The sequence below is a fragment of the Ornithinimicrobium jinqii genome (genome assembly GCF_045032595.1).
Taxonomy (GTDB): Bacteria; Actinomycetota; Actinomycetes; order Actinomycetales; family Dermatophilaceae; genus Ornithinicoccus.
In genome coordinates this window covers 48,432-69,054 of sequence record NZ_JBJFZS010000018.1, presented here as the reverse complement: position 1 = coordinate 69,054, position 20,623 = coordinate 48,432, and the positions used below count along the sequence as shown (strand labels likewise).

Annotated in this window: 18 protein-coding genes; 10 read left to right on the top strand and 8 right to left on the bottom strand. The window is 72.9% G+C overall.

Translation table 11 applies throughout. The annotated features are described in order from the left end of the window. Window positions 1–39 precede the first annotated feature (39 nt). Together ACI3ET_RS08025 and ACI3ET_RS08020 are read left to right on the top strand one after the other, a co-directional pair. Window positions 40–1,605 carry an aspartate:alanine exchanger family transporter gene (locus ACI3ET_RS08025; RefSeq protein WP_405032488.1) on the top strand — a complete coding sequence of 522 codons (1,566 nt, stop codon included), beginning with the start codon at window positions 40–42 and terminating at the stop codon, window positions 1,603–1,605. 106 nt (window positions 1,606–1,711) lie between these two features. Beyond that, complete coding sequence (locus tag ACI3ET_RS08020) at window positions 1,712–2,764, top strand: NAD(P)H-binding protein (protein ID WP_405032487.1); 1,053 nt, start codon at window positions 1,712–1,714, stop codon at window positions 2,762–2,764. Here the strand turns inward: ACI3ET_RS08020 and ACI3ET_RS08015 are convergent. Then, on the bottom strand, window positions 2,761–3,744 hold the full coding sequence (locus ACI3ET_RS08015; protein WP_405032486.1) for a YihY/virulence factor BrkB family protein: 984 nt from the start codon (window positions 3,742–3,744) through the stop codon (window positions 2,761–2,763). The genes ACI3ET_RS08020 and ACI3ET_RS08015 overlap by 4 nt on opposite strands. A gap of 196 nt (window positions 3,745–3,940) precedes the next feature. On the opposite strand from ACI3ET_RS08015, the gene ACI3ET_RS08010 reads away from it, so the two are divergent. Further along, a complete protein-coding gene (locus ACI3ET_RS08010) occupies window positions 3,941–4,795 on the top strand; it encodes a mechanosensitive ion channel family protein (protein WP_405032485.1) in 855 nt (284 codons plus the stop codon). A 55-nt stretch (window positions 4,796–4,850) separates the two neighbouring features. Here ACI3ET_RS08010 and ACI3ET_RS08005 read toward each other — a convergent pair whose 3' ends face one another. The 3 genes from ACI3ET_RS08005 to ACI3ET_RS07995 are packed head-to-tail and all read right to left on the bottom strand — an operon-like array spanning window position 4,851 to window position 8,579. After that, window positions 4,851–6,782 (bottom strand): S9 family peptidase, encoded by a 1,932-nt coding sequence (locus ACI3ET_RS08005; protein ID WP_405032484.1) that lies wholly within the window; start codon window positions 6,780–6,782, stop codon window positions 4,851–4,853. Window positions 6,783–6,792: 10 nt separating this feature from the next. Continuing rightward, window positions 6,793–7,761, bottom strand: a complete 969-nt coding sequence (locus ACI3ET_RS08000; protein ID WP_405032483.1) for a dihydrofolate reductase — start codon at window positions 7,759–7,761, stop codon at window positions 6,793–6,795. Continuing rightward, window positions 7,758–8,579, bottom strand: coding sequence for a thymidylate synthase (locus tag ACI3ET_RS07995; protein WP_405032482.1), 822 nt, complete (start codon window positions 8,577–8,579; stop codon window positions 7,758–7,760). Before ACI3ET_RS07995 ends, ACI3ET_RS08000 begins: the two co-directional genes overlap by 4 nt. Before the next feature lie 58 nt (window positions 8,580–8,637). Between ACI3ET_RS07995 and ACI3ET_RS07990 the strand changes: the two genes are divergently transcribed. After that, window positions 8,638–10,323 (top strand): ribonuclease J, encoded by a 1,686-nt coding sequence (locus ACI3ET_RS07990; RefSeq protein WP_405032481.1) that lies wholly within the window; start codon window positions 8,638–8,640, stop codon window positions 10,321–10,323. A 36-nt stretch (window positions 10,324–10,359) separates the two neighbouring features. Here the strand turns inward: ACI3ET_RS07990 and ACI3ET_RS07985 are convergent, their stop codons facing one another. Then, window positions 10,360–10,770 carry a 2TM domain-containing protein gene (locus ACI3ET_RS07985; RefSeq protein WP_405032480.1) on the bottom strand — a complete coding sequence of 137 codons (411 nt, stop codon included), beginning with the start codon at window positions 10,768–10,770 and terminating at the stop codon, window positions 10,360–10,362. Here ACI3ET_RS07985 and ACI3ET_RS07980 point away from each other — a divergent pair. The 5 genes from ACI3ET_RS07980 to ACI3ET_RS07960 all read left to right on the top strand — a co-directional run bounded on the left by ACI3ET_RS07980 (window position 10,769) and on the right by ACI3ET_RS07960 (window position 16,844). After that, complete coding sequence (locus tag ACI3ET_RS07980) at window positions 10,769–13,789, top strand: FtsK/SpoIIIE family DNA translocase (protein ID WP_405032479.1); 3,021 nt, start codon at window positions 10,769–10,771, stop codon at window positions 13,787–13,789. The genes ACI3ET_RS07985 and ACI3ET_RS07980 overlap by 2 nt on opposite strands. An 81-nt stretch (window positions 13,790–13,870) precedes the next feature. Beyond that, window positions 13,871–15,379, top strand: coding sequence for a 30S ribosomal protein S12 methylthiotransferase RimO (gene rimO / locus ACI3ET_RS07975; RefSeq protein ID WP_405032478.1), 1,509 nt, complete (start codon window positions 13,871–13,873; stop codon window positions 15,377–15,379). Further along, the gene (gene pgsA / locus ACI3ET_RS07970; protein WP_405032477.1) at window positions 15,376–15,981 is read left to right on the top strand and encodes a CDP-diacylglycerol--glycerol-3-phosphate 3-phosphatidyltransferase; all 606 of its coding nucleotides are present in this window, start codon (window positions 15,376–15,378) and stop codon (window positions 15,979–15,981) included. The genes rimO and pgsA overlap by 4 nt, the downstream gene beginning before the upstream one ends. Then, window positions 15,978–16,502 (top strand): CinA family protein, encoded by a 525-nt coding sequence (locus ACI3ET_RS07965; RefSeq protein ID WP_405032476.1) that lies wholly within the window; start codon window positions 15,978–15,980, stop codon window positions 16,500–16,502. The genes pgsA and ACI3ET_RS07965 overlap by 4 nt, the downstream gene beginning before the upstream one ends. A 3-nt stretch (window positions 16,503–16,505) precedes the next feature. Continuing rightward, the gene (locus ACI3ET_RS07960; protein WP_405032475.1) at window positions 16,506–16,844 is read left to right on the top strand and encodes a helix-turn-helix domain-containing protein; all 339 of its coding nucleotides are present in this window, start codon (window positions 16,506–16,508) and stop codon (window positions 16,842–16,844) included. Window positions 16,845–16,896: 52 nt separating this feature from the next. Here ACI3ET_RS07960 and ACI3ET_RS07955 read toward each other — a convergent pair whose 3' ends face one another. After that, window positions 16,897–18,219, bottom strand: a complete 1,323-nt coding sequence (locus tag ACI3ET_RS07955) for an alpha-amylase family glycosyl hydrolase (protein ID WP_405032474.1) — start codon at window positions 18,217–18,219, stop codon at window positions 16,897–16,899. 74 nt (window positions 18,220–18,293) lie between these two features. Here ACI3ET_RS07955 and ACI3ET_RS07950 point away from each other — a divergent pair, with 74 nt between their 5' ends. Continuing rightward, entirely contained in the window at window positions 18,294–18,728 is a 435-nt protein-coding gene (locus tag ACI3ET_RS07950; RefSeq protein WP_405032473.1) for a rhodanese-like domain-containing protein, read from the top strand. Window positions 18,729–18,746: 18 nt separating this feature from the next. Here ACI3ET_RS07950 and ACI3ET_RS07945 read toward each other — a convergent pair whose 3' ends face one another. Beyond that, window positions 18,747–19,604 (bottom strand): DNA-formamidopyrimidine glycosylase family protein, encoded by an 858-nt coding sequence (locus ACI3ET_RS07945; RefSeq protein WP_405032472.1) that lies wholly within the window; start codon window positions 19,602–19,604, stop codon window positions 18,747–18,749. 63 nt (window positions 19,605–19,667) lie between these two features. After that, window positions 19,668–20,609: a DMT family transporter gene (locus ACI3ET_RS07940; protein WP_405032471.1), complete on the bottom strand. Its 942-nt coding sequence runs from the start codon at window positions 20,607–20,609 to the stop codon at window positions 19,668–19,670. Window positions 20,610–20,623 lie beyond the last annotated feature (14 nt).

Here is a 20,623-nt window from a genome sequence, read left to right as displayed (position 1 = left end):
TGCGCCGAGCCCACGCTCGTGGGTGAGAGGCTTGCCCGCATGCTGGACGCACTGGCCTCCTCACCGCTGCTCACGATGATGATCGTCGTCGCGGTGGGCACTCTCCTCGGTGCGATCCCCTTCGGCCCGCTGCGCTTCGGCCCTGCGGGTGCCCTGTTCATCGGGCTGGCCGTCGGGGCGCTGGACCCGCGGCTCGGGGAGGGGCTCGCGCTGGTCCAGACCCTGGGTCTGGCGCTGTTCGTCTACACCGTCGGCCTCTCGGCGGGCCACACCTTCGTCCGCGACCTGCGCACCCAGCTGCCGCTGATGGCTGGTGCGAGTCTCGTGCTGGTCGTCATGACGGCTGTGACCGTGGTCGTCGGCGGGATCCTGGGTCTGACGCCGGCCATGTCCGCAGGGACGTTCGCGGGTGCTCTCACCTCGACCCCCGCCCTGGCCACGGCCGCCGAACGCACGGGCAGCGACGAGCCGGCGGTCGGCTACTCACTGTCCTACCCGGTGGGGGTGGTCGTGACGATCCTGCTCGTCGGCCTCATCCTGAGCCGACCGTGGGCCGCCCGCCGCGACCCCGACTCGGCCGCCCGTCGGGGTCTGGTGGACATCTCCGTGGAGGTGGAGCGACCCACCCCGCTGGTCGACGTGCCCGGGGTCACCGACGGCTCGGTGCGCCTGTCCTACCTGGCGCGTGGGGGGAGGGCGCGCGTGGTACGCCCGGTGGACGAGCTGCGGGTCGGTGACCGCGTGGTGGTGGTGGGCCCGGCGGAGGCCGTGGCCCGCGCCCGTGAGCACCTGGGCCACCGCGTGGACCAGCACCTCGCGCACGACCGCAGCGAGGTGGACTACCGCCGGTTCGTGGTCTCCGACCCACGCGTCGCGGGGCGCACCATCGGTGAGCTGGACGTGCCGGGTCGGCTCGACGGCATCGTCACCCGGGTCCGGCGCGGGGACCTCGACCTGCTGGCGTCCGAGGAGTTCGTCCTGGAGCTGGGGGACCGGGTGCGCGTAGTCGTGCCACGTGGACGGCTGGGCGAGGTGTCCGAGCTCTTCGGCGACTCCGAGCGGAAGGTCAGCGAGATCGACGCCCTGACCCTCGGGGTCGGCCTGGCCGTCGGTCTGGCCGTCGGTCTGGTGGCGCTCCCCCTGCCCGGGGGAGTGCGCTTCGCGCTCGGCTCGGCCGCCGGGCCACTGGTCGTCGGCCTCGTGCTCGGCCGGCTGGAGCGCACCGGTCCGCTGGTCTGGGGTCTGCCCATGGCCGCCAACCTCACCATCCGGCAGCTCGGGCTGCTCCTGTTCCTCGGTGCCACGGGACTGATCTCGGGCCAGGCGTTCGCGTCCGAGGCGTTCAGCTGGACCGGTCTGCGCGTGGTCACCGCCGCCGTGACCATCACCCTGGTGGCCGGCCTCCTGTTCATGCTGGTCGCCCGACTCGCCGGTGTCAGCTCGGCACGGGCAGCCGGAGGGCTCGCCGGGTTCGTCGGTCAACCGGCGATCCTGGCCTACGCCAACGGTCGGGTCACCGACGAGCGGGTCGAGGCCGGGTATGCGGCGATGTTCGCCCTGGGCCTCATCCTCAAGATCCTGCTGGTGCAGGTCATCGCCACCTGACAGCTGTTCCGCGGAACACCTGTCGGGCGACCCGCCCTGCTGCGGCGGCAGGGGTGGGTCATACTCGTGACGTCTCGTCAGACCGCACGAACGAACGGGGAGAGCTGTGAAGGTTCTCGTCACCGGCGCCACCGGCTACGTCGGCGGACGGTTGGTGCCCCGGCTGCTGGACGAAGGTCACGAGGTCCGCACGACGACGACCGACCTGACGCGGCAGGGCCCGTGGTGGTCCGACCGGGTCGAGACCGTCGAGATGGACATCGCCGACCCCGACCAGGTCGACGCTGCGCTCGACGGTGCCGACGCGGTCTACTACCTGGTCCACGGCATGGGCGGCGGCAGCGACTTCGCCGAGAACGACCGTCGCGCCGCCCAGAACGTCTCCCGAGCGGTGACGAGACGTGGCACGTCCCGGGTGGTCTACCTGTCCGGGATCGTCCCACCCGTGGAGCCGGCGGAGCTGAGCGAGCACATCACGTCCCGTCTCGAGGTGGAGGAGATCCTCAGCTCCACCCCCGCGACCGTGCTCACCCTGCGCGCGGCGGTGCTGCTGGGCAGCGGGTCCACGTCGTTCGAGATCATCCGGCAGGTGAGCGAGCGCATCCCCGTCCAGACGGTGCCCACGTGGATGAACTCCGACGTCCAGCCCATCGCCGTCGTCGACGCGATCGCCGCCCTCGTGGGTGCGCTCACCGCCGAGGTCCCCACGCGCAGCTACGACATCGGCGGGTCGGACCGTCTGCCCTACGCGGACCTGCTCGACCGGTATGCGGTGATCGCGGGCCTGGACCGCCCGCAGGTGCAGGTGCCGCTGCTGCCCACGGACCTCGTGGGGGCCCTCGTCGGTGCGCTGACCGACGTTCCGACCTCGACCGTGCAGGCGCTGGTCGAGAGCCTCCACCACGACATGGTCTGCGCCGACGACGACTTCCGCCGTGACCTGCTCCCCCCCGGCCACGCCCTGGTCGGGCTCGACGAGGCGATCCGCCGGTCGCTCGCCGACCCCAGGAGCGAGTCTCCCCCCCACCCGGACACCGCCGACCCGATGGGTCCGCTGCCGCAGGACCCCTCCTGGGCAGCCGGCGGCGACGACCGGCCCCTTCTGGCCAAGGCGGTGGACGTGGTCCAGGACACCATCGACCGGGTGCGCTCGGACTAGGACAGGTCCTCCGGGTAGGGCGGGACGTCGTCGGCGACCGCGGCGCCGCGCTGGCCCGCCGGGCGCTCGGCCCCCACGGTCGAGTCGCGGGCTGTCTGCCGTTCCGCCTCGGCGTTGACCGCCGCACCGAGGACGACGAGGAGGACGGTGAGCCAGAGCCAGAACATGCTGATCGCCACCCCGGCGAGCGAGCCGTAGGTGCGCTCGTAGGTGCCGATGTTCTGCACGTAGGCGAAGAGACCCGCCGAGGCACCGAGCCACACCGCGGTCGTCGCGGTGGCGCCCCCGCGGATCCAGCGCCACCTCGCCCTGCCACGGCGGTCCGGCGCGAACCGGTACAGCAGCGCCAGGCTCAGTGCCATCACCGCGGCGAGACCGATCCACACGGCCGCGAGGACCAGAAGACGCAACGCCCCGGGCGTCTCGGCGAGGGCCCGGGAGACCAGGGCGCTGCCGGTGATCACCGCACCCAGGACCACCGCACCGCCCAGCACGAACGCCAGGGCCAGGACGGTGCGGCGCCGCAGGCCGCGGGTCTCCTCCTCCCGGTAGGCGACGGTCAGCGCCTCGATGAGGAAGGACATGGCCGTCATCGCGGTGCCGAGGGCCACGACGAGGGCCACCAGGCCCCGGAAGGTCAGCAGCTGGGTGGAGGCTGCCGTGATCGACACCAGCTGGTCGGCCAGGACGCCACCGAGGGCGGGCGGCATCACCTCGACCACGCCGGACAGGTGCTCCATCGCCTGGGCCGGGGTGTTGACCGCGCCGTACACGGACAGGGCGGTGAGCAGCACCGGCGCCACGGAGAGCACCGCGAAGAAGGCGACGGCGGCGCTGTAGAGCGAGAAGTTGTCGCCCCCCACCCGGCCGACGACACGGCGGAGGATCTGCAGCCACCCGCGCAGGGGGATCTGGCGCGGCTCGACCGCCCCGGCGCCCTGGTCCGCAGGCGTCGGCTCACGGTCCGCGACAGGTGCCATGCGCACAGTGTCACCGGAACCGGTGCGGCACGCACCATGGGGCCTGGACGCGTCCGGTGCGCCGCTCCCGGGCACTGCTGGCAGGATGGCCGTCCATGAGCGGGCTGTCGGGATCGAGCACTCCAGTGGACGCAGGTCCAGGCCGGTCGTCGGACCGGTGCTGACGGGCGCTCTCGAGACCCTCAGCCTCCCGCAGGTGACGCTGCGCGGGCTGGGCCTGGGCCTGGGTGTGCTCGTGGTCGCCCTTCTCCTGGGGCGGGTGGCCCGCGCGCTGGTCTCGTCCACCATGCGCTGGCGCGGTCGCAGCGAGGGTTCCGCGCGTGTCTTCGGTCGCCTGGTCGGCTGGATGTTCGTGCTGCTGGGGGTCGCGGCGCTGCTGACCATCGTCTTCCCGAGCGTGAAGCCGGTGAACATCCTCGGCGGCGTCGGCGTGATCTCGATCGCGGCCGGCATCGCCTTCCAGACGGTGCTGGGCAACATGTTCGCCGGGATCGTGCTGCTCGCCCGCGACCGCTTCCAGAAGGGGGACCAGATCGCCGTCGAGGGGCACCGCGGGACAGTCGTGCAGATGGGTCTGACGTCCACCTCCGTGCGCACCTTCGACGGTCGCCTCGTCATCGTGCCCAACGGCACCCTGCACTCCGAGGTCGTCACCGTCCAGACCGGGTTCGAGCACGTCCGCAGCTCGGTGCTGGTCGAGCTGGCCGACGACGCGGACCTCGAACGAGCACGCCGCGTCGCCGTCGAGGCGATCGGCGACCTGTCGGCGGTCCTCGACCAGCCCGAGCCTGAGGCCTTCCTGACGACGATCGGCACGGCGACGGTCGAGATGGAGCTGCGCTTCTGGTCCGGCTCGCAGCAGCTGGAGACCAAGGCGGCCACGCACGCGGTCATCGCCGCGGTGCTGGAGGCGCTGCGCCGCGAGGGAATCCAGTCCGGCTCCGACGTGGTCACCATCGACGCCGCCGCCGGGCTCCGCGAGCTCCTGAGGCCCGACCCGGGACCCTCGCTCCGGAGGCCCGGACCGGACCCGGCCGGCTCCGTCCGCTGACGCTCGGGCCAGGTGCTCGGCCCAGGTGCTCAGCCCAGGTGCTCGGCCCAGGTGCTCAGCCCAGGTGCTCGGCCCACCAGTCGAGGATGTGCTCGAAGCGCTGCACCCGGTGCCGAGGCTGGCCCGCGCGGGAGAGCTCGTGCCCCTCGCCGGGGAAGATCAGCAGCTTGGTGGGCACCCCGTTGCGCCGCAGTCGCGCGAACAGCCGCTGACCCTGCTCCAGCGGGCACCGGAGGTCGCGCTCGGAGTGGATGACGAGGGTCGGCGTGGTGATCCGGTCGGCCCAGGTGAGCGGCGCCTGCTCGTGCTGGTGGTCGCCGGCGTACTCGTCGGCGAAGAACCAGCCGATGTCGCTGGTCCCGGCGAAGGAGTCCCACGCGTTGACGGCCCGCTCGCTGATCGCGGCGGTGAAGCGGTCGGTGTGCCCGACCACCCACGTCGTCATGAGCCCGCCGTAGGACCCGCCCTGCACACCCACCCGCGTGCCGTCGAGCCCGGGCAGGGTGAGCGCGTGGTCGAGGAGCGCGGTGAGGTCGGCGACGTCGACCGTGCCGATGGCCTCCTTGACCGCCCGCCCGTGCGCCTCGCCGTACCCGGAGCCGCCGCGCGGGTTGCCCATCACCACGGCATACCCGGCGCCGGCGAGCACCTGCGCCTCGTCGAAGAGGTTGCCGGTGTACTGGGTGAAGGGGCCCCCGTGGATCAGGAGCACCACGGGGTGGCCCTCGGCGGCCGCGGCCTCGGAGCGGGGCCGGACGAGCCAGCCGTGCACGGGGTAGCCGTCGGGGGCTGCGGTCTCCAGCTCCTCCGGCTCGATCGGCGCGGCGGTGCCGGTGAGGTGGCGGCCCAGGTCTGTGCGCTGGACCAGCCGCTCGCCGCGGCGGCCCACGAACAGCTCGGAGTACGACGTGCGCGTCCCGGCGGCCACGACGACGACGTCCCCGCCGGCAGCCACGTCTGTCACGGTGACGTGCCCGTCGAGCAGCACCTCGCCGTCCGGGACGACGCGCACGACCGTGTCACCACGGTGCTCGACCGCTGCCACCACCGTGCCGTCGGCGAGCAGGGCGGGAGCGCAGGCCGGGTGGTCGGTGGTGGGATCGGTCAGCGGACGGTCGTCGGCGAGGCGGCACAGCCGCGCGCTCCGGGCGACGAAGTCCTGCCGGCTGCGGCCCAGGTCACCCACCCCGTAGACGCCCTGACCGTCGGGCAGCACGTGCAGCACCCCGACCGAACCCGTGCCGTCGGTGTGGCGGCGGAAGTGCTTGCCGTCCAGGTCGACCGAGCACACGTCGCTGACGAGGGTGTCCGGCCGCCACGCCCCTCGTGCTGAGCGGGCCGCGACGAACGCCACCCGCTCCCCACCGTCGAGGAAGGCGGGGGAGCCGTCGTCGCCGCCTCCGCGGGTGAGCTGGCGGCTCTCCGGCAGGGCGTCGGCGTCCGGGTCGTCACCGTGGGGCAGGGCTCCGAGGTCGAGAAGGAAGAGCTTCGACGGACGGTCCAGGGTGTAGCCGAGCCCGTCGGCGAGGTACCTGCTGTGCTCGATGAGACGGGGGGCCTCCTGGTCGGGCTTGACGTCGTCGTCGGTGCCGTAGCGGCCCTGCTCCGGGACCCTGGCCGCGTGGACGACGCGTCGACCGTCCGGGGACCAGGCCGGGCCGCTGGCGCCGAGGCGGTGGTCGGTGAGCCGGCGCGCGTCCCCGCCGTCGGCGGCCATGACGTGCAGCTGCGCCGGTCCGTCCTCGCCTGCGCGCAGGAACAGCAACCGGCGGCCGTCGGGGGAGTAGAGCGGTGAGCTGTCGCGGGTGCCGTACGTGAGCCGTACCGGCTCGGCGTCCGGCGTGGTCAGGTCCAGCCGCCAGAGGCTGGAGCGGTAGCGGTTCTCCTCGACGTCGGGCCGGGTGACGACGAAGACGACGTCCCGGCCGTCCGGGTGGACGGTGGGGGAGGAGACGGTGCGGATCGAGGGAAGGTCGCTGGGCTGCACCCGTCCGACCCTACGTCGTGCGTCGTCGCTCCCAGGTCACCCAGGCGACGACGTCCCCCTCGCCGGGCAGGCGCGAGACCTCGCGCCACTGCGCGGGGTCCACGTGGGGGAAGCGGGTGGCGCCCTCCGGCTCCAGCGCGACCTCGGTGAGGACGAGACGGGTGGCGTGGTGGATGGTCTGGGCGTAGACCTCTCCGCCTCCGGCGACGAACACCTCGCCGTCGCCCGCGAGAGCCAGGGCCTCCTCGATCGAGTGTGCGACCTCGGCGCCGGGAGCGGACCAGTCGCGCCGACGGGTCACCACGATCGTGCGGCGGCCTGGCAGGGCCCGGCCGATGGAGTCCCAGGTGCCGCGCCCCATGAGCAGGATGCCGCCCGTCGTCGTCTCCTTGAAGAACCGCAGGTCCGCCGGCAGGTGCCAGGGCATCCGTGCGCCGTCGCCGATGACCCCGTTGCGGCCCACGGCGGCCACGAGCGTGAGGGTCTGGTCGAACCCTCGCGTCAGGAGCACGGGCGGCGGCCCGGACATCGGGGGGTGTGCCGCGGCTCGGGCGAGCGCGTCGAGCGCGCCGCCCTCGTGGGGCACGACGTCGGGGGGCAGCGCGGCGAGGGGCCACCAGCGCAGCTCGGCCACCTTCTCCGGCTCCAGGACGGTGGGCTCGCCCGCCCACGAGCGAGCGGTGAGGAAGAGGTCGATCCGCTCCTCGACCGGCTGGTGCACCGCGATGGTGCGGTGACCGGTGGCCACGTGCTGCAGGTCCGTGGGGTCCACGACGACACCGAGCTCCTCCTCCGCCTCCCGCGCCGCCGCCTGCAGCACGCTCTCGCCGAGCTCGACGTGCCCGGCGGCGCCGTGCGCCCAGCGCCCGTCCAGGTAACCCGTGCCGCGGCGCAGCTGCAGCAGCACCTCCGGCCCGGTGACGCCGTCCCGCACGAGCGCCACGTAGGCGGCGGGGACCACCTGGAAGCGCGACGTCATACCGCGATCGGGGCCTTGATCGTCGGGGCCGCGACGTAGTCGCGGACCTCGACGTCCTCGAGCTCGAAGGCGTCCAGCTCCCGGACGTCCGGGTTGAGCCAGAGCGTCGGCAGCGGTCCGGGCGGGCGCCGGAGCTGCTCGTCTGCCTGGTCGAGGTGGTTGAGGTAGAGGTGCGCGTCCCCGAGGGTGTGCACGAAGTCCTTGGGCCGCAGGTCGGTCACCTGGGCGACCATGTGCGTCAGGAGGGCGTAGCTGGCGATGTTGAACGGCACCCCGAGGAAGGTGTCGGCGCTGCGCTGGTAGAGCTGGCAGGACAGCCACCCCCGCCGGTCGGGGTCGTCGGAGGCGGGGGGCGCGACGTAGAACTGGAACAGCGTGTGGCACGGCGGCAGGGCCATCTGGTCGACCTCGGCCACGTTCCAGGCCGAGACGATGTGCCGGCGCGAGTCGGGGTTGGTGCGCAGCGAGCGGACGACCCGGTCGATCTGGTCGATCGAGTCCCCGGACGGGGTCGGCCACGACCGCCACTGGTGCCCGTAGACGGGGCCCAGGTCCCCGTTCTCGTCCGCCCACTCGTCCCAGATGGAGATCTTGCGCTCGTGCAACCAGGCCACGTTGGTGTCGCCGCGGAGGAACCACAGCAGCTCGCCGACGACCGAGCGCAGGTGCAGCCGCTTGGTCGTCAGGGCGGGAAACCCCTGCGTGAGGTCGAAGCGCATCTGGTGGCCGAAGACCGACAGGGTGCCGGTCCCGGTCCGGTCGCTCTTCTCCACCCCCTCGGTCCGGATGCGGCGCACGAGGTCCAGGTAGAGCTGCATACCCGCAGCGTAGTCGGCGCGCCCAGGAGGCCCGATCCGGCGGCGTTATCCTGCCTGCATGAGTCACCCGCACCCCGAGCTGACCGCCCCCGGCCCCCTCGCGGACGGGGGCGTCCGCGTCATCCCGCTCGGCGGGCTGGGCGAGATCGGGCGCAACATGGCGGTCGTCGAGCACCTCGGGAAGCTGCTGGTCATCGACTGCGGCGTGCTCTTCCCGGAGGAGCACCACCCCGGCGTGGACCTCATCCTGCCCGACTTCGGCCCCATCGAGGACCGGCTCGACGACGTCGTCGCGATCGTCCTGACGCACGGGCACGAGGACCACATCGGCGCGGTCCCGTACCTGCTGCGTCTGAAGAACGACATCCCCCTGGTCGGCTCGCAGCTGACGCTCGCGCTCGTCGAGGCCAAGCTCAAGGAGCACCGCATCACCCCGCTCACGCTCGGCGTGCACGAGGGGCAGCGCGAGGTGCTGGGCCCCTTCGACTGCGAGTTCATCGCGGTCAACCACTCGATCCCCGATGCGCTCGCGGTCTTCGTGCGCACCTCGGGCGGCACCATCCTGCACACCGGCGACTTCAAGATGGACCAGATCCCGCTCGACGACCGCATCACCGACCTGCGGGCCTTCGCCCGGATCGGCGAGGAGGGGGTCGACCTGTTCATGGTGGACTCGACGAACGCCGACGTGCCGGGCTTCACCACGCCCGAGCGCGAGATCTCCCCGGCGATCGAGCGGGTCTTCCACAAGGCGCGCCGGCGCATCATCGTCGCCTGCTTCTCCTCGCACGTGCACCGTGTGCAGCAGGTGCTGGACGCCGCGGAGGAGTCCGGGCGCAAGGTCGCCATGGTCGGCCGCTCGATGCTGCGCAACATGGGCATCGCCGCCGAGCTGGGCTACCTCAAGGTCCCCGACGGTGTGCTCGTCGACCTGGGCCGGCTGACCCGGCTGCCCGACGACCAGCAGGTGCTCATCTGCACGGGGTCGCAGGGGGAGCCGATGGCGGCCCTGTCGCGGATGGCCAACCGTGACCACAAGATCGACGTGGGGGAGGGCGACACGGTCCTGCTGGCCTCCTCGCTCATCCCCGGCAACGAGAACGCCGTCTACCGGGTCATCGACGGGCTGACGAGGCTGGGAGCCACCGTCGTGCACAAGGGCAACGCGCTCGTGCACGTCTCCGGGCACGCCAGTGCCGGCGAGCTCCTCTACTGCTACAACATCCTGCGCCCGCGCAACGTGATGCCGGTGCACGGGGAGTGGCGGCACCTGGTCGCGAACGGCCACCTCGCGGTCCAGACCGGGGTGCCACGGGAGCGGGTGATGCTGGCCGAGGACGGCGTGGTCGTCGACCTGGTCGACGGGGTGGCCCGGATCGCCGGGGCGGTCGACTGCGGCTACGTCTACGTCGACGGCATGCTCGTGGGGGCGACGGACGAGACGATGCTCAAGGATCGGCGGATCCTGCGCGACGAGGGTTTCGTCACGGTGATCGTCGTGCGCGACGCTTCGAGCGGCGCGATCGCCGCCGGGCCCGAGATCCAGACCCGCGGCTTCGCCGAGGGGCAGGAGGCCTTCGAGCGCGTCCGTCCCCGGCTGGTCACCGCGCTGGAGGAGGCCCAGGCGAACGGCGTGATCGACAGCTACCAGCTGCAGCAGGTCATCCGACGGACGGTCGGGTCGTTCGTCGGCAGCACGCTGCGGCGCCGCCCGATGATCATCCCGGTGGTGATCGACGCCTGACGGTCGGTCGCCGGGCCTGGCCGGCCCCTCGTTCCCTCAGCGGTCGTCCTCGGGCCGCGTGGTCCGGGAGCCTCGCTCCTGGAGCTTGCGGGCCTCGCGGACGATCTCATCCTCGGTCGGCGGCTTGTCCCAGCCCAGGGAGGCGAAGTGCAGCCCGAGGCCCAGCCCCCACCCCATGGCCGGCCAGATGGGCCAGAAGTTGCCCGCGCCGGTGACCAGCCAGATGGCGGTGAGGAAGCCGATGACGGCCACGTAGACGGTGAGGTGGACCCGGAAGTCGGCCCTGTCCTTGAGCCGCTTCAGCGCGCTCGCCCGCAGTGCGGGGTCGGAGGCCGGGTCCGCTGGGGCGGCCGGCGGCCGGTAGGTGGGCGGTCGGTAGGCCGGCAGCGGCGGCCCGACGTCGTCAGGACCGGGTCCGCCCCCCGACGGAAGCTGGTGGTCGGACATGGTCTCCCCTTGGTGTCGTCGTTCTTCCGGAGACTACTCTCGCCGCTCCCGGCTGACCAGCGCCCCCCGTGCCCGATGTACGTCGCGACCGCGTGTAACGCGTGGTGCTGCTGGGGATGTGGCGTACGGTGCGACCGTGGCCAAGTCTGCAACCTCGTCCAGCCGTCCTCGCGGTGGCGGCTCCCGTGGAGCCACCACCCGCGTCTCGTCGGCGCGCCCGTCCGGGCGGTCCGCGACCCGTGCGCCGTCGCCGTCGCGCAGCGGCGGGTCCGGTGGTGAGTCGTTGCCGGCCAAGGCCGCCCGGGGCGTCGCCGAGGCCACCGGTGGCACCGCCCGCGCCGTCGGCAAGGCCGCGAAGGACCTCGAGCCCGAGCACCGTCGCGACGGCGTCGGCTTCGTGCTCCTCGCGCTCGCCGTCGTCGTCGCGCTGCGTGAGTGGTGGCAGCTGGACGGGCTGTTCGGCGACGCCGTCCATGCGGTGGTCGCCGGCACCTTCGGGCGGGTGGCGCTCGTCCTGCCGCTCGTGCTCGTCCTCTTCGCCGTCCGGGTCTTCCGTCGACCGCAGGACTCCCAGGGCACCCACCGGATGACGATCGGGATGACGGCCCTGCTGCTGGCGGCGGCCGGCATCACCCACCTGGCCACCGGGGCTCCGGACTACGCCGAGGGCGCGGCCGCCCTCCAGCGCTCCGGCGGCATCCTCGGCTTCATCGCCTCCTCGATGCTGTCGGCGGCGATCACGGCGATCGGCGCCTACGTGGTGCTGGGCCTGCTCGCAGTCTTCGGCCTGCTCGTGCTCACCCGCACGCCCGTCCACCGCATCCCCGACCGGCTGCGCGAGATCGAGCAGCAGCTCTTCGACTCGGCCCGCTTCGACCACGTCGATCCCGAGACCGGCGAGGTCCTGCCCCGGGGGCGCCAGCGGCGCTCCCGTGCCGACCTGGACGAGCGCGACGGCGACATCGCCTTCGAGCAGGCGGCCGTCGTCGAGCGGACCAAGGGCAGGAACGCCCGCTCGCTGCGTGCCGGAGCCAGGTCCGCCGCGGAGCAGCGCACCGACCCCGAGGGTGCGGGCACCGACGCGCCCTTCGACGTCGACGCCAAAGGTGAGGCCTCCCGTGCCGGGCGGGCCTCCTCGCGTGCCGACCGGGCGCCGGACCGCACCGCTGCGCGCGCGGACGAGCGGACCGCCGGCCACGGGGAGAGCACCGAGGAGATCCCCACGGTGCGCCCCGGCGAGAAGCGCCCGGCGGTGGCGTCGGCCAAGACCCCGCTGGAGGCCCCGCCGACCAACCCCCCGCCGCAGCGGGTGGAGCAGCTGCAGCTGGCGGGCGACGTCACCTACGCGCTGCCCGACCCGTCGCTGCTCAAGGCGGGCGCGCCCCACAAGGAGCGCTCGGCGGCCAACGACCGGATCGTCGACGCCCTCACCGGGGTCCTCGAGGACTTCAACATCGACGCTCAGGTCACCGGTTTCATGCGCGGCCCGACCGTGACCCGCTACGAGGTCGAGCTAGGCTCGGGCGTCAAGGTCGAGCGGATCACGGCCCTGTCCAAGAACATCGCGTATGCCGTGGCCTCCGCGGACGTGCGCATCCTCTCCCCGATCCCCGGCCGGTCCGCGGTCGGCGTGGAGATCCCGAACACCGACCGGGAGAACGTCAACCTCGGCGACGTCCTGCGCAGCCAGGCGGCCCGCAACAACACCCACCCGATGGTGATGGGCGTGGGCAAGGACGTCGAGGGCGGCTACGTCATCGCCAACCTCGCCAAGATGCCCCACCTGCTCGTCGCGGGCGCCACCGGCTCCGGCAAGTCGAGCTTCGTCAACTCGATGATCACCTCGATCCTCATGCGCTCCACCCCGGACGAGGTCCGGATGATCCTCGTCGACCCGAAGCGGGTGGAGCTGACGGCCTACGAGGGCATCCCGCACCTCATCACGCCGATCATCACCAACCCCAAGAAGGCCGCGGAGGCCCTGGCGTGGGTCGTCAAGGAGATGGACCAGCGCTACGACGACCTGTCCGCCTTCGGCTACAAGCACATCGACGACTTCAACAAGGCCATCCGAGCCGGCAAGATCACCCCGCCGCCGGGCTCCGAACGGGTCCTGACGCCCTACCCCTACCTCCTCGTCGTCGTCGACGAACTGGCCGACCTGATGATGGTCGCCCCCCGCGACGTCGAGGAGTCGGTGGTGCGCATCACCCAGCTCGCGCGCGCCGCCGGCATCCACCTGGTGCTCGCCACGCAGCGACCGTCCGTCGACGTCGTCACCGGCCTCATCAAGGCCAACGTGCCCAGCCGGATGGCGTTCGCCACCTCCTCTCTCGCGGACAGCCGCGTCGTGCTCGACCAGCCCGGCGCGGAGAAGCTCATCGGCCAGGGGGACGCGCTCTTCCTGCCGATGGGTGCCAGCAAGCCGATGCGGGTGCAGGGCGCGTGGGTCTCGGAGTCCGAGATCCACGACGCGGTGGTCCACGTGACCAAGCAGCTGACGCCGAAGTACGTCGAGGAGGTCGTCGCCGCGCCGGTCAAGAAGCACGTGGACGAGGACATCGGCGACGACCTCGAGCTGCTGCTGCAGGCCGCGGAGCAGGTCATCACCACCCAGTTCGGCTCGACCTCGATGCTCCAGCGCAAGCTGCGCGTGGGCTTCGCCAAGGCCGGCCGTCTCATGGACCTCATGGAGTCCCGCGGCATCGTCGGTCCGTCCGAGGGGTCCAAGGCTCGCGAGGTGCTTGTCCGGTCGGACGACCTCGACGACACCCTGTCGCTGCTGCGCGGCGACGACGTGCCGCCACGTCCGGAGCCCGAGGTCGACTCTGCACCCTTCGACGCCGACGCCGCCGAGGTGGTCGACGAGGACACCGGCCCCGGGTATGCCACACCCGCGGGGGGCAACAGCCGCTACGACAACGACCCGGTGGCGCGGTCCCTGGTCGTGCACGAGGACGACGAGGAGTCCCAGGACGCCTGGGCCCTCACGGACCGCGGGGACCGGGAGCGCTACTGAGCGAGCCGGGGCCGGCCGGCGCGCCGCCTCTCCTCCGACGGACGGACGGGGACGCAGGCATCGCCGCCTAGACTCGGCACCATGCTTCCGTCCCGCTCCGTCGCCGTCGTCACCCTCGGGTGCACCCGCAACGAGGTCGACTCCGAGGAGCTGGCCGGCCGGCTCGCGGCCGAGGGCTGGACCCTCGTCGACGACGCGGGGGAGGCCGACGTCGCGGTCGTCAACACCTGCGGCTTCGTCGAGCAGGCCAAGAAGGACTCGATCGACGCGCTGCTGGAGGCCAACGACCTCAAGCGCACCGGCCGGACCCAGAAGGTCGTCGCCGTCGGCTGCATGGCCGAGCGGTACGGACAGCAGCTGGCCGCCGAGCTCCCGGAGGCCGACGCCGTGCTGGGCTTCGACTCCTACGCCGACATGTCCGGCCACCTGCAGCGGATCCTGGCCGGCGAGCGCCCGACCTCCCACGCCCCCCGCGACCGCCGACGGCTGCTCCCGCTCGCCCCCGCGGCACGGCGCACCGCAGCGACCGGGGTGGCCCTGCCGGGGCACCAGCAGCCCGGGGAGCGCGCGACCGGCACGGCCGGGAGCGCCCCTGACGGCCTCGCCCCGCTGTCCGAGGTCTCTCCCGCGAGCGGCCCGCGCGTGGTCCGCGCCCGGCTGGACGACCGGCCGTGGGCTCCCCTGAAACTGGCTTCCGGGTGCGACCGGCGGTGCGCCTTCTGCGCCATCCCCATGTTCCGCGGAGCGTTCGTGTCGCGTCCGCCGGAGGACGTCCTGACCGAGGCGCGGTGGCTGGCCGAGCGCGGGGTGAAGGAGGTCTTCCTCGTCAGCGAGAACACCACCTCCTACGGCAAGGACCTCGGCGACCTCCGGCTCGTCGACGCGCTGCTGCCCGAGCTGGCCGCCGTCGAGGGCATCGAGCGGGTGCGGGTGTCCTACCTGCAGCCCGCCGAGATCCGCCCGGACCTCCTCGACGCGATGGCCTCGACCCCCGGGGTCGCGCCCTACTTCGACATCTCCTTCCAGCACGCCTCCGGGCCGCTGCTGCGCCGGATGCGCCGTTTCGGGGACCGGGAGTCTTTCCTCGGCCTGCTCGACCAGGTGCGCACGCGGGTGCCGGACGCCGGGATCCGCACCAACGTCATCGTCGGCTTCCCGGGGGAGACGGAGGAGGACCTGGTCGAGCTCACCGCCTTCCTCGAGGCTGCGCGGCTGGACGTGGTCGGGGTGTTCGGCTACTCCGACGAGGACGGGACGGAGGCCGAGGGCTACGACGGCAAGCTCGACGAGGCGACCATCCGCTCGCGGGTCGAACGGGTCTCGGCGCTCGTCGAGGAGCTGACGGCGCAGCGCGCCGAGGACCGGATCGGCACGACGGTGGAGGTGCTCGTGGAGGCCGTCGACGAGGACGACGGCCGCCTCGCGGGCCGGGCGGGCCAGCAGGGGCCGGACGTGGACGGGGTGACCTACCTCGTGGCTCCTGACGGCACGGTGCCGGACCTGGCGCCGGGCTCCCTGGTGCAGGCGCGGGTGGTGGCGAGCGAGGGCGTGGACCTCGTGGCCGTGGTCGGTGGGGGGGCGACGCCGTGATCGGCCCCCACGACCCGGACGGGCCGGACATCGCGACGGCACCGGTCGCCCCGCAGGCCTCGGCCTGGAACGTCCCCAACGCGCTCACGGTCCTGCGCATCCTCATGGTCCCGGTGTTCGGCTGGCTGCTGCTCGCCCACGACGGGCAGGAGACCGACTGGCGCTGGTGGGCCACGGGCGTCTTCGTCGTCGCGATCGCCACCGACTGGGTCGACGGGTTCCTGGCCAGGCGCGACGGGCTCATCACCGACTTCGGCAAGCTCATGGACCCGATCGCGGACAAGGCGCTGAACGGGACCGCGCTGGTGGGGCTCTCGCTCGTCGACGTCCTGCCGTGGTGGATCACCGTGGTCGTCCTGGTCCGCGAGATCGGGATCACGCTCATGCGGTTCGTCGTCATCCGCCGGGGCGTCATCCCGGCGAGCAAGGGCGGCAAGCTCAAGACCGTGCTGCAGGCCGTCGGGATCACCCTCCTGCTCGCCCCGCTGGGCGGGATCGTCGCCACCGCGGGTCTGTGGGTCATGTACGCCGCCGTCGTCGTCACCGTCCTCACCGGGGTGGACTACCTCGTGCAGGCGTTCCGGCCGCGCCCCGCGTCGTGAGCGCAGCGGCCGAGGCCGTGCAACTGCTGGCCGGCCGCGGCTGGACGCTCGCCACGGCCGAGTCGGTGACCGGAGGTCTCGTGGCTGCCTCGCTCACGGACGTCCCCGGCGCGAGCGCGGTCCTGCGGGGCGGGGTGGTGTCCTACGCCACCGACGTCAAGAAGCACGTGCTCGGGGTCCCGGCGGGGGTGCTGCGCGAGCACGGCGCCGTCTCGGAGGAGTGCGCGCTCGCGATGGCGGCCGGAGCCCGGCGGCTGCTGGCCGCGGACTGGGCGGTGAGCACGACCGGGGTCGCGGGTCCCGAGACCAGCGAGGGGTACGCCGTGGGCACCGTCCACGTCGCGGTCGTCGGGGAACACGACCGGGCCCACCGGGCGTTGCAGCTGGACGGGTCCCGGGAGGAGATCCGCCGGCAGACGGTCGCCGCGGTGCTGGCACTGCTCGTGGACGTCGTTGGGCGGCTGTCGGTGCCTGCAGGTACGGTAGAGATCTCGTCGTCGACGACCACGGAGGAGGGATGAGACATGATGCTGCTGCGTCGTGAGCTGGGTGACGTCCTGCGCGAGACGCGCCAGGGCCAGGGTCGCACCCTGCGCGAGGTCAGCGCCGAGGCCGCCTGCTCGCTGGGCTACCTCTCAGAGATCGAGCGCGGCGAGAAGGAAGCCTCCTCCGAGCTGCTCGCCTCCATCTGCCGGGCCCTCGACCTGCCCCTGTCCCAGATGCTCTCGGACGTGGCCGACCGGCTCAACCTCGCCGAAGCCGCCGAGACGCAGATGACCGCGGTCCTCAACGAGGGCCTGGCGCGCCCCCTGCGCCACGGCCAGGTCCGGGTCCGCCGGGACCAGGTCGTCTCCGCGGCCTGAGCGGTCCACGCCACGCCGACCGTGGACGGCCCACGGCCGACGGCCCGCAGTCTCAGTCCAGCGGGGTGACCCCGACCCGGTAGCCCCAGGCCGGAAGCTCCCAGACCGAGCCCTCGGCATATCCCAGGGGCTCCCCGCTCCAGGCGTCGACGAAGCTCAGGTCCTGCCCCGGGGCGAGACCGAGCCTCACCCGCGCCGGGCTGTCCGACAGGTTGAAGGCTGCCACGACCGCGTTCCGGGTCTCGTGGACGCGCACGAAGCTGATGACGCGGGTCTCGTCGTCGTTGACGACGCGCGTCATCCGGGCGCCCCAGGCGGCGTTCCACAGCGCGGGGTGCGCCTTCTTGAGGGCGAAGAGCTGTCGGTAGAGCTCGCCCTGCGGGTCCTCGCGCCACTCGATCTCGTCCTTGTCGAAGAACGTGAGCCGCCGGTCGTTGCCCGCCTCCTGGCCGTTGTAGATCAGCGGGATCCCCTCGCTGACCACCGACAGGACGACGGCAGCGTCGAGCATCGGCCCGAACTGCTCGTACTCCGTCCCCTCCCACGAGTTCTTGTCGTGGTTGGAGACGAACATCATCCGCATCACGTCGGCCGGCCAGGCCCGCTCGTTCCAGGCGTAGTAGACCTTGAGATCGAAGGGCGTGGCCCGGCCGTGCGCGATCTTGTGCATCGTGTCGTTCCAGGACCACGCGTAGGTGGCGTCGAAGGCCGCAGTGTGCAGGTCGCGGTTCTCCCACTCGGCGAGGAGGAAGACCGGCTTGATCGTCTCGAGCTCGGCCCGCGCGGTCTCCCAGAAGTCGACGGGGACGTAGCCGGCCACGTCGCAGCGGTATCCGTCGATGTCGGCCTCGCGGACCCAGTAGGCCATCGCCTCGGTCATGTAGCGGCGCAGGCCGGGCTGGTCGTAGTCGAGGTCGATGACGTCGTCCCAGTCCCACCAGGGGGTGGGCATGAAGTCGCCCTTGAAGTCCTTGCGGTACCACTCGGGGTGCTCGCGGGTCAGCGGGTTGTCCCACGCGGTGTGGTTGGGCACCCAGTCGACGATGACCCGCATCCCCAGGTCGTGCGCGGCGGCGACGAAGGCCCGCAGGTCGTCCAGGGTGCCGAACTCGGGGTTGACCGCCAGGTAGTCGCGGACCGCGTACTGCGAGCCCAGCACACCCTTGCGGTTCTCCTCGCCGATCGGGTTGACCGGCATCAGCCAGACGATGTCGATCCCCAGGTCCCGCAGGCGGGGCAGGTGCTCCTGCGCCGCGGCGAAGGTGCCCTCGGGGGTGAAGTGACGCTGGTTGACCTGGTAGACCACGGCGTCCTTGCTCCACTCGGGGTGGGTGAGGCGGACCGGGGGTGCGGGGAGGAAGCGATCGTCTGGCACGGGGACCCAGTATGCCGTCCCGCGCGGGACGGCGGTGCACGCGCGCTGCATACCCCCCGCGGTATGCTGGGCGCATGAGAACCGTTCCCCGCCGCCTCGTCCTGCTCACCCCCGCCCTGGCGCTGCTCGCCGCGTGCGGTGCGGACGACGCTTCCTCCGGGGGCGGGTCCCCGGACGGCGCGTCCGGCAACGGCGCCGAGCTGGACGCGCAGGCCTTCTCCGAGCGGGTGGGCGAGCCCGGCACCGTGGTCGTCGACGTGCGGACCCCGGGGGAGTTCGCCGCCGGCCACCTGGCCGACGCGGTCAACCTCGACCTGCAGTCCGCCGACTTCGCGAGCCGGCTGAGCGAGCTCGACCCCGACGCGCGCTACGCGCTCTACTGCCAGTCGGGCAACCGGTCCGGCCAGGCGATGGCCACCATGCTGGACGAGGGTTTCAGCGACGTGGCGCACCTGGGTGGCGGCATCGGTGCGTGGCAGACGGCGGGTCTGCCCGTCGTCACGGGCTGAGCCACCCGCAGGGCGCTGCTACTCGTAGCGCCGCCGGGCGTGCCCCAGCGGCGTCTGGCGGGCCCCGTCGTCGGTCGGCGCGAGCCCGCCCTGACAGGTCGGGCAGTAGAACATCACGCGCTCCTGCGGCTGGCGGCCGATCGGGGCCAGCCGCACGGGCGTGCCGCACCGCTTGCACGGCAGGCCGACCCGCCCGTGCACCCAGGCGTCGTCCGCGGTGACGTCGGCGCGGCCGGTGATCGTGGTGCGGCCGGTCCGGCAGCTGAGGACGAGCATCCGGCGGGCGGTGGAGAGCATCTCCTCGACCCGGTCGGCGCCGACCTCCCCGACCGGTGCCCACGGGTGGAGGCCGAGCACGAACAGCGGCTCGGCGGTGAAGATCGTCCCCATCCCGGCGACGTTGCGCTGGTCCAGGCAGGCTTCGGTGATGGTGCGCTCCGGGTCGGCGAGCACGTTGGCCAGGGCGACCTGGACGTCGTAGCCGGGGTCGAGCAGGTCGGGACCGAGGTGGCCGACCACGCGGTGCTCCTCGCTGGTGCGGACCAGGTCGAGCATCCCGAGGGAGTCGCCGACGGCCACCCGTGCCGAGGTCCACAGCAGGGCACGGACCGTGTGCCGGGCGCCGAGGGCATGCCGCCGGCCGACCGGGTGCACCCGCCACGACCCCTCCATGCGCAGGTGGCTGTGGACGGTGAGGTCGCCCTCGAGCCGGTGCAGGAGGTGCTTGCCGCGCGGCACGACCTCGATCGTGCGCCGACCCGAGAGGTCTGCGGTGGCGTGCGCGGGGACCCGCACGTCCGAGCCCTCCAGGCGGTCCCCGGCGAGCCCCTGGTGCAACCGTCGTGCCGTCCTCCAGACGGCGTCGCCCTCAGGCACGGCGCGGCCCGTCCGCCGCGGTCGGGTCGGGCACGTCTGAAGTCTCCATCATCCCGACGGTGCTCACACGGGCTCTGGGACGGCCGGGCGGGTCCGGCGGCGCACGGTCATCAGCAGGAGGCTGAGCACGACGACGCCGATCCCGACGGCCGTGAGCGGTGAGAGATGCTCTCCCAGGACGAGGACGCCGAGCAGCGTGGCGGTGACCGGCTCGGCGAGCGAGAGCGTGGCCACGGTGCCGGCCGGCAGACCGCCCAGCCCGTGCTGGAAGAGCACGTAGGACACCCCCGTGGCCACGACGCCCAGCCACAGCACCATGACGAGACCGCTGGTGGAGGTCAGCCAGCGGAGGTCCGCGACAAAGAGGACCGGGGCGAGCACGACCGCGCCCACGACGAAGATGCCGGCCATCACCGCCATGCCGGGGGCGCCGCGGACCAGCAGCGAGCGGGCGGCGACGGTGTAGCCGGCGTAGGAGACCCCGGCACCCACGGCGGCCGCGACGCCCAGCCCGTCGACGCCGAACCCGCCGTCGCCCGCCACGAGCAGGACCACGCCGGTGACGGCACCGGCGGTGGCGAGCCCCCAGGGCAGGCCTGGGCGCTCGCCGAGCAGCAGCCCGAGCAGCCCGGTGGCCAGGGGGGCGACGCCGAGGGCGACGACCGTGCCGACCGCGACGCCGGTCCTGGCCACGGCCAGGAAGAACGAGACCTGGTAGGCGGCGACCGCGAGCCCGCCGACCAGCAGGAGAGCGAGGTCCCGGCGTCTGGTGACGAGGCCGGGCCGGGACACCGGCGCCTCCTCGCCCGACGACCATCGGACCTGGTCGCGCCAGGTCAGCAGGACCAGGACGGCGGCGCCCACAACCACCCGGAGCGCTCCCACCGCCGCAGGCCCGGACGCGTCCGGGCCGAGCGCCTGCGCCGTGCCGGTCGTCCCCCAGAGGGCAGCAGCCCCGACCGCCGCCAGCGCGGCGGTGAGGGCGCTCCCGGTTCGACGAGTCACGCGCGCGTCCCTGC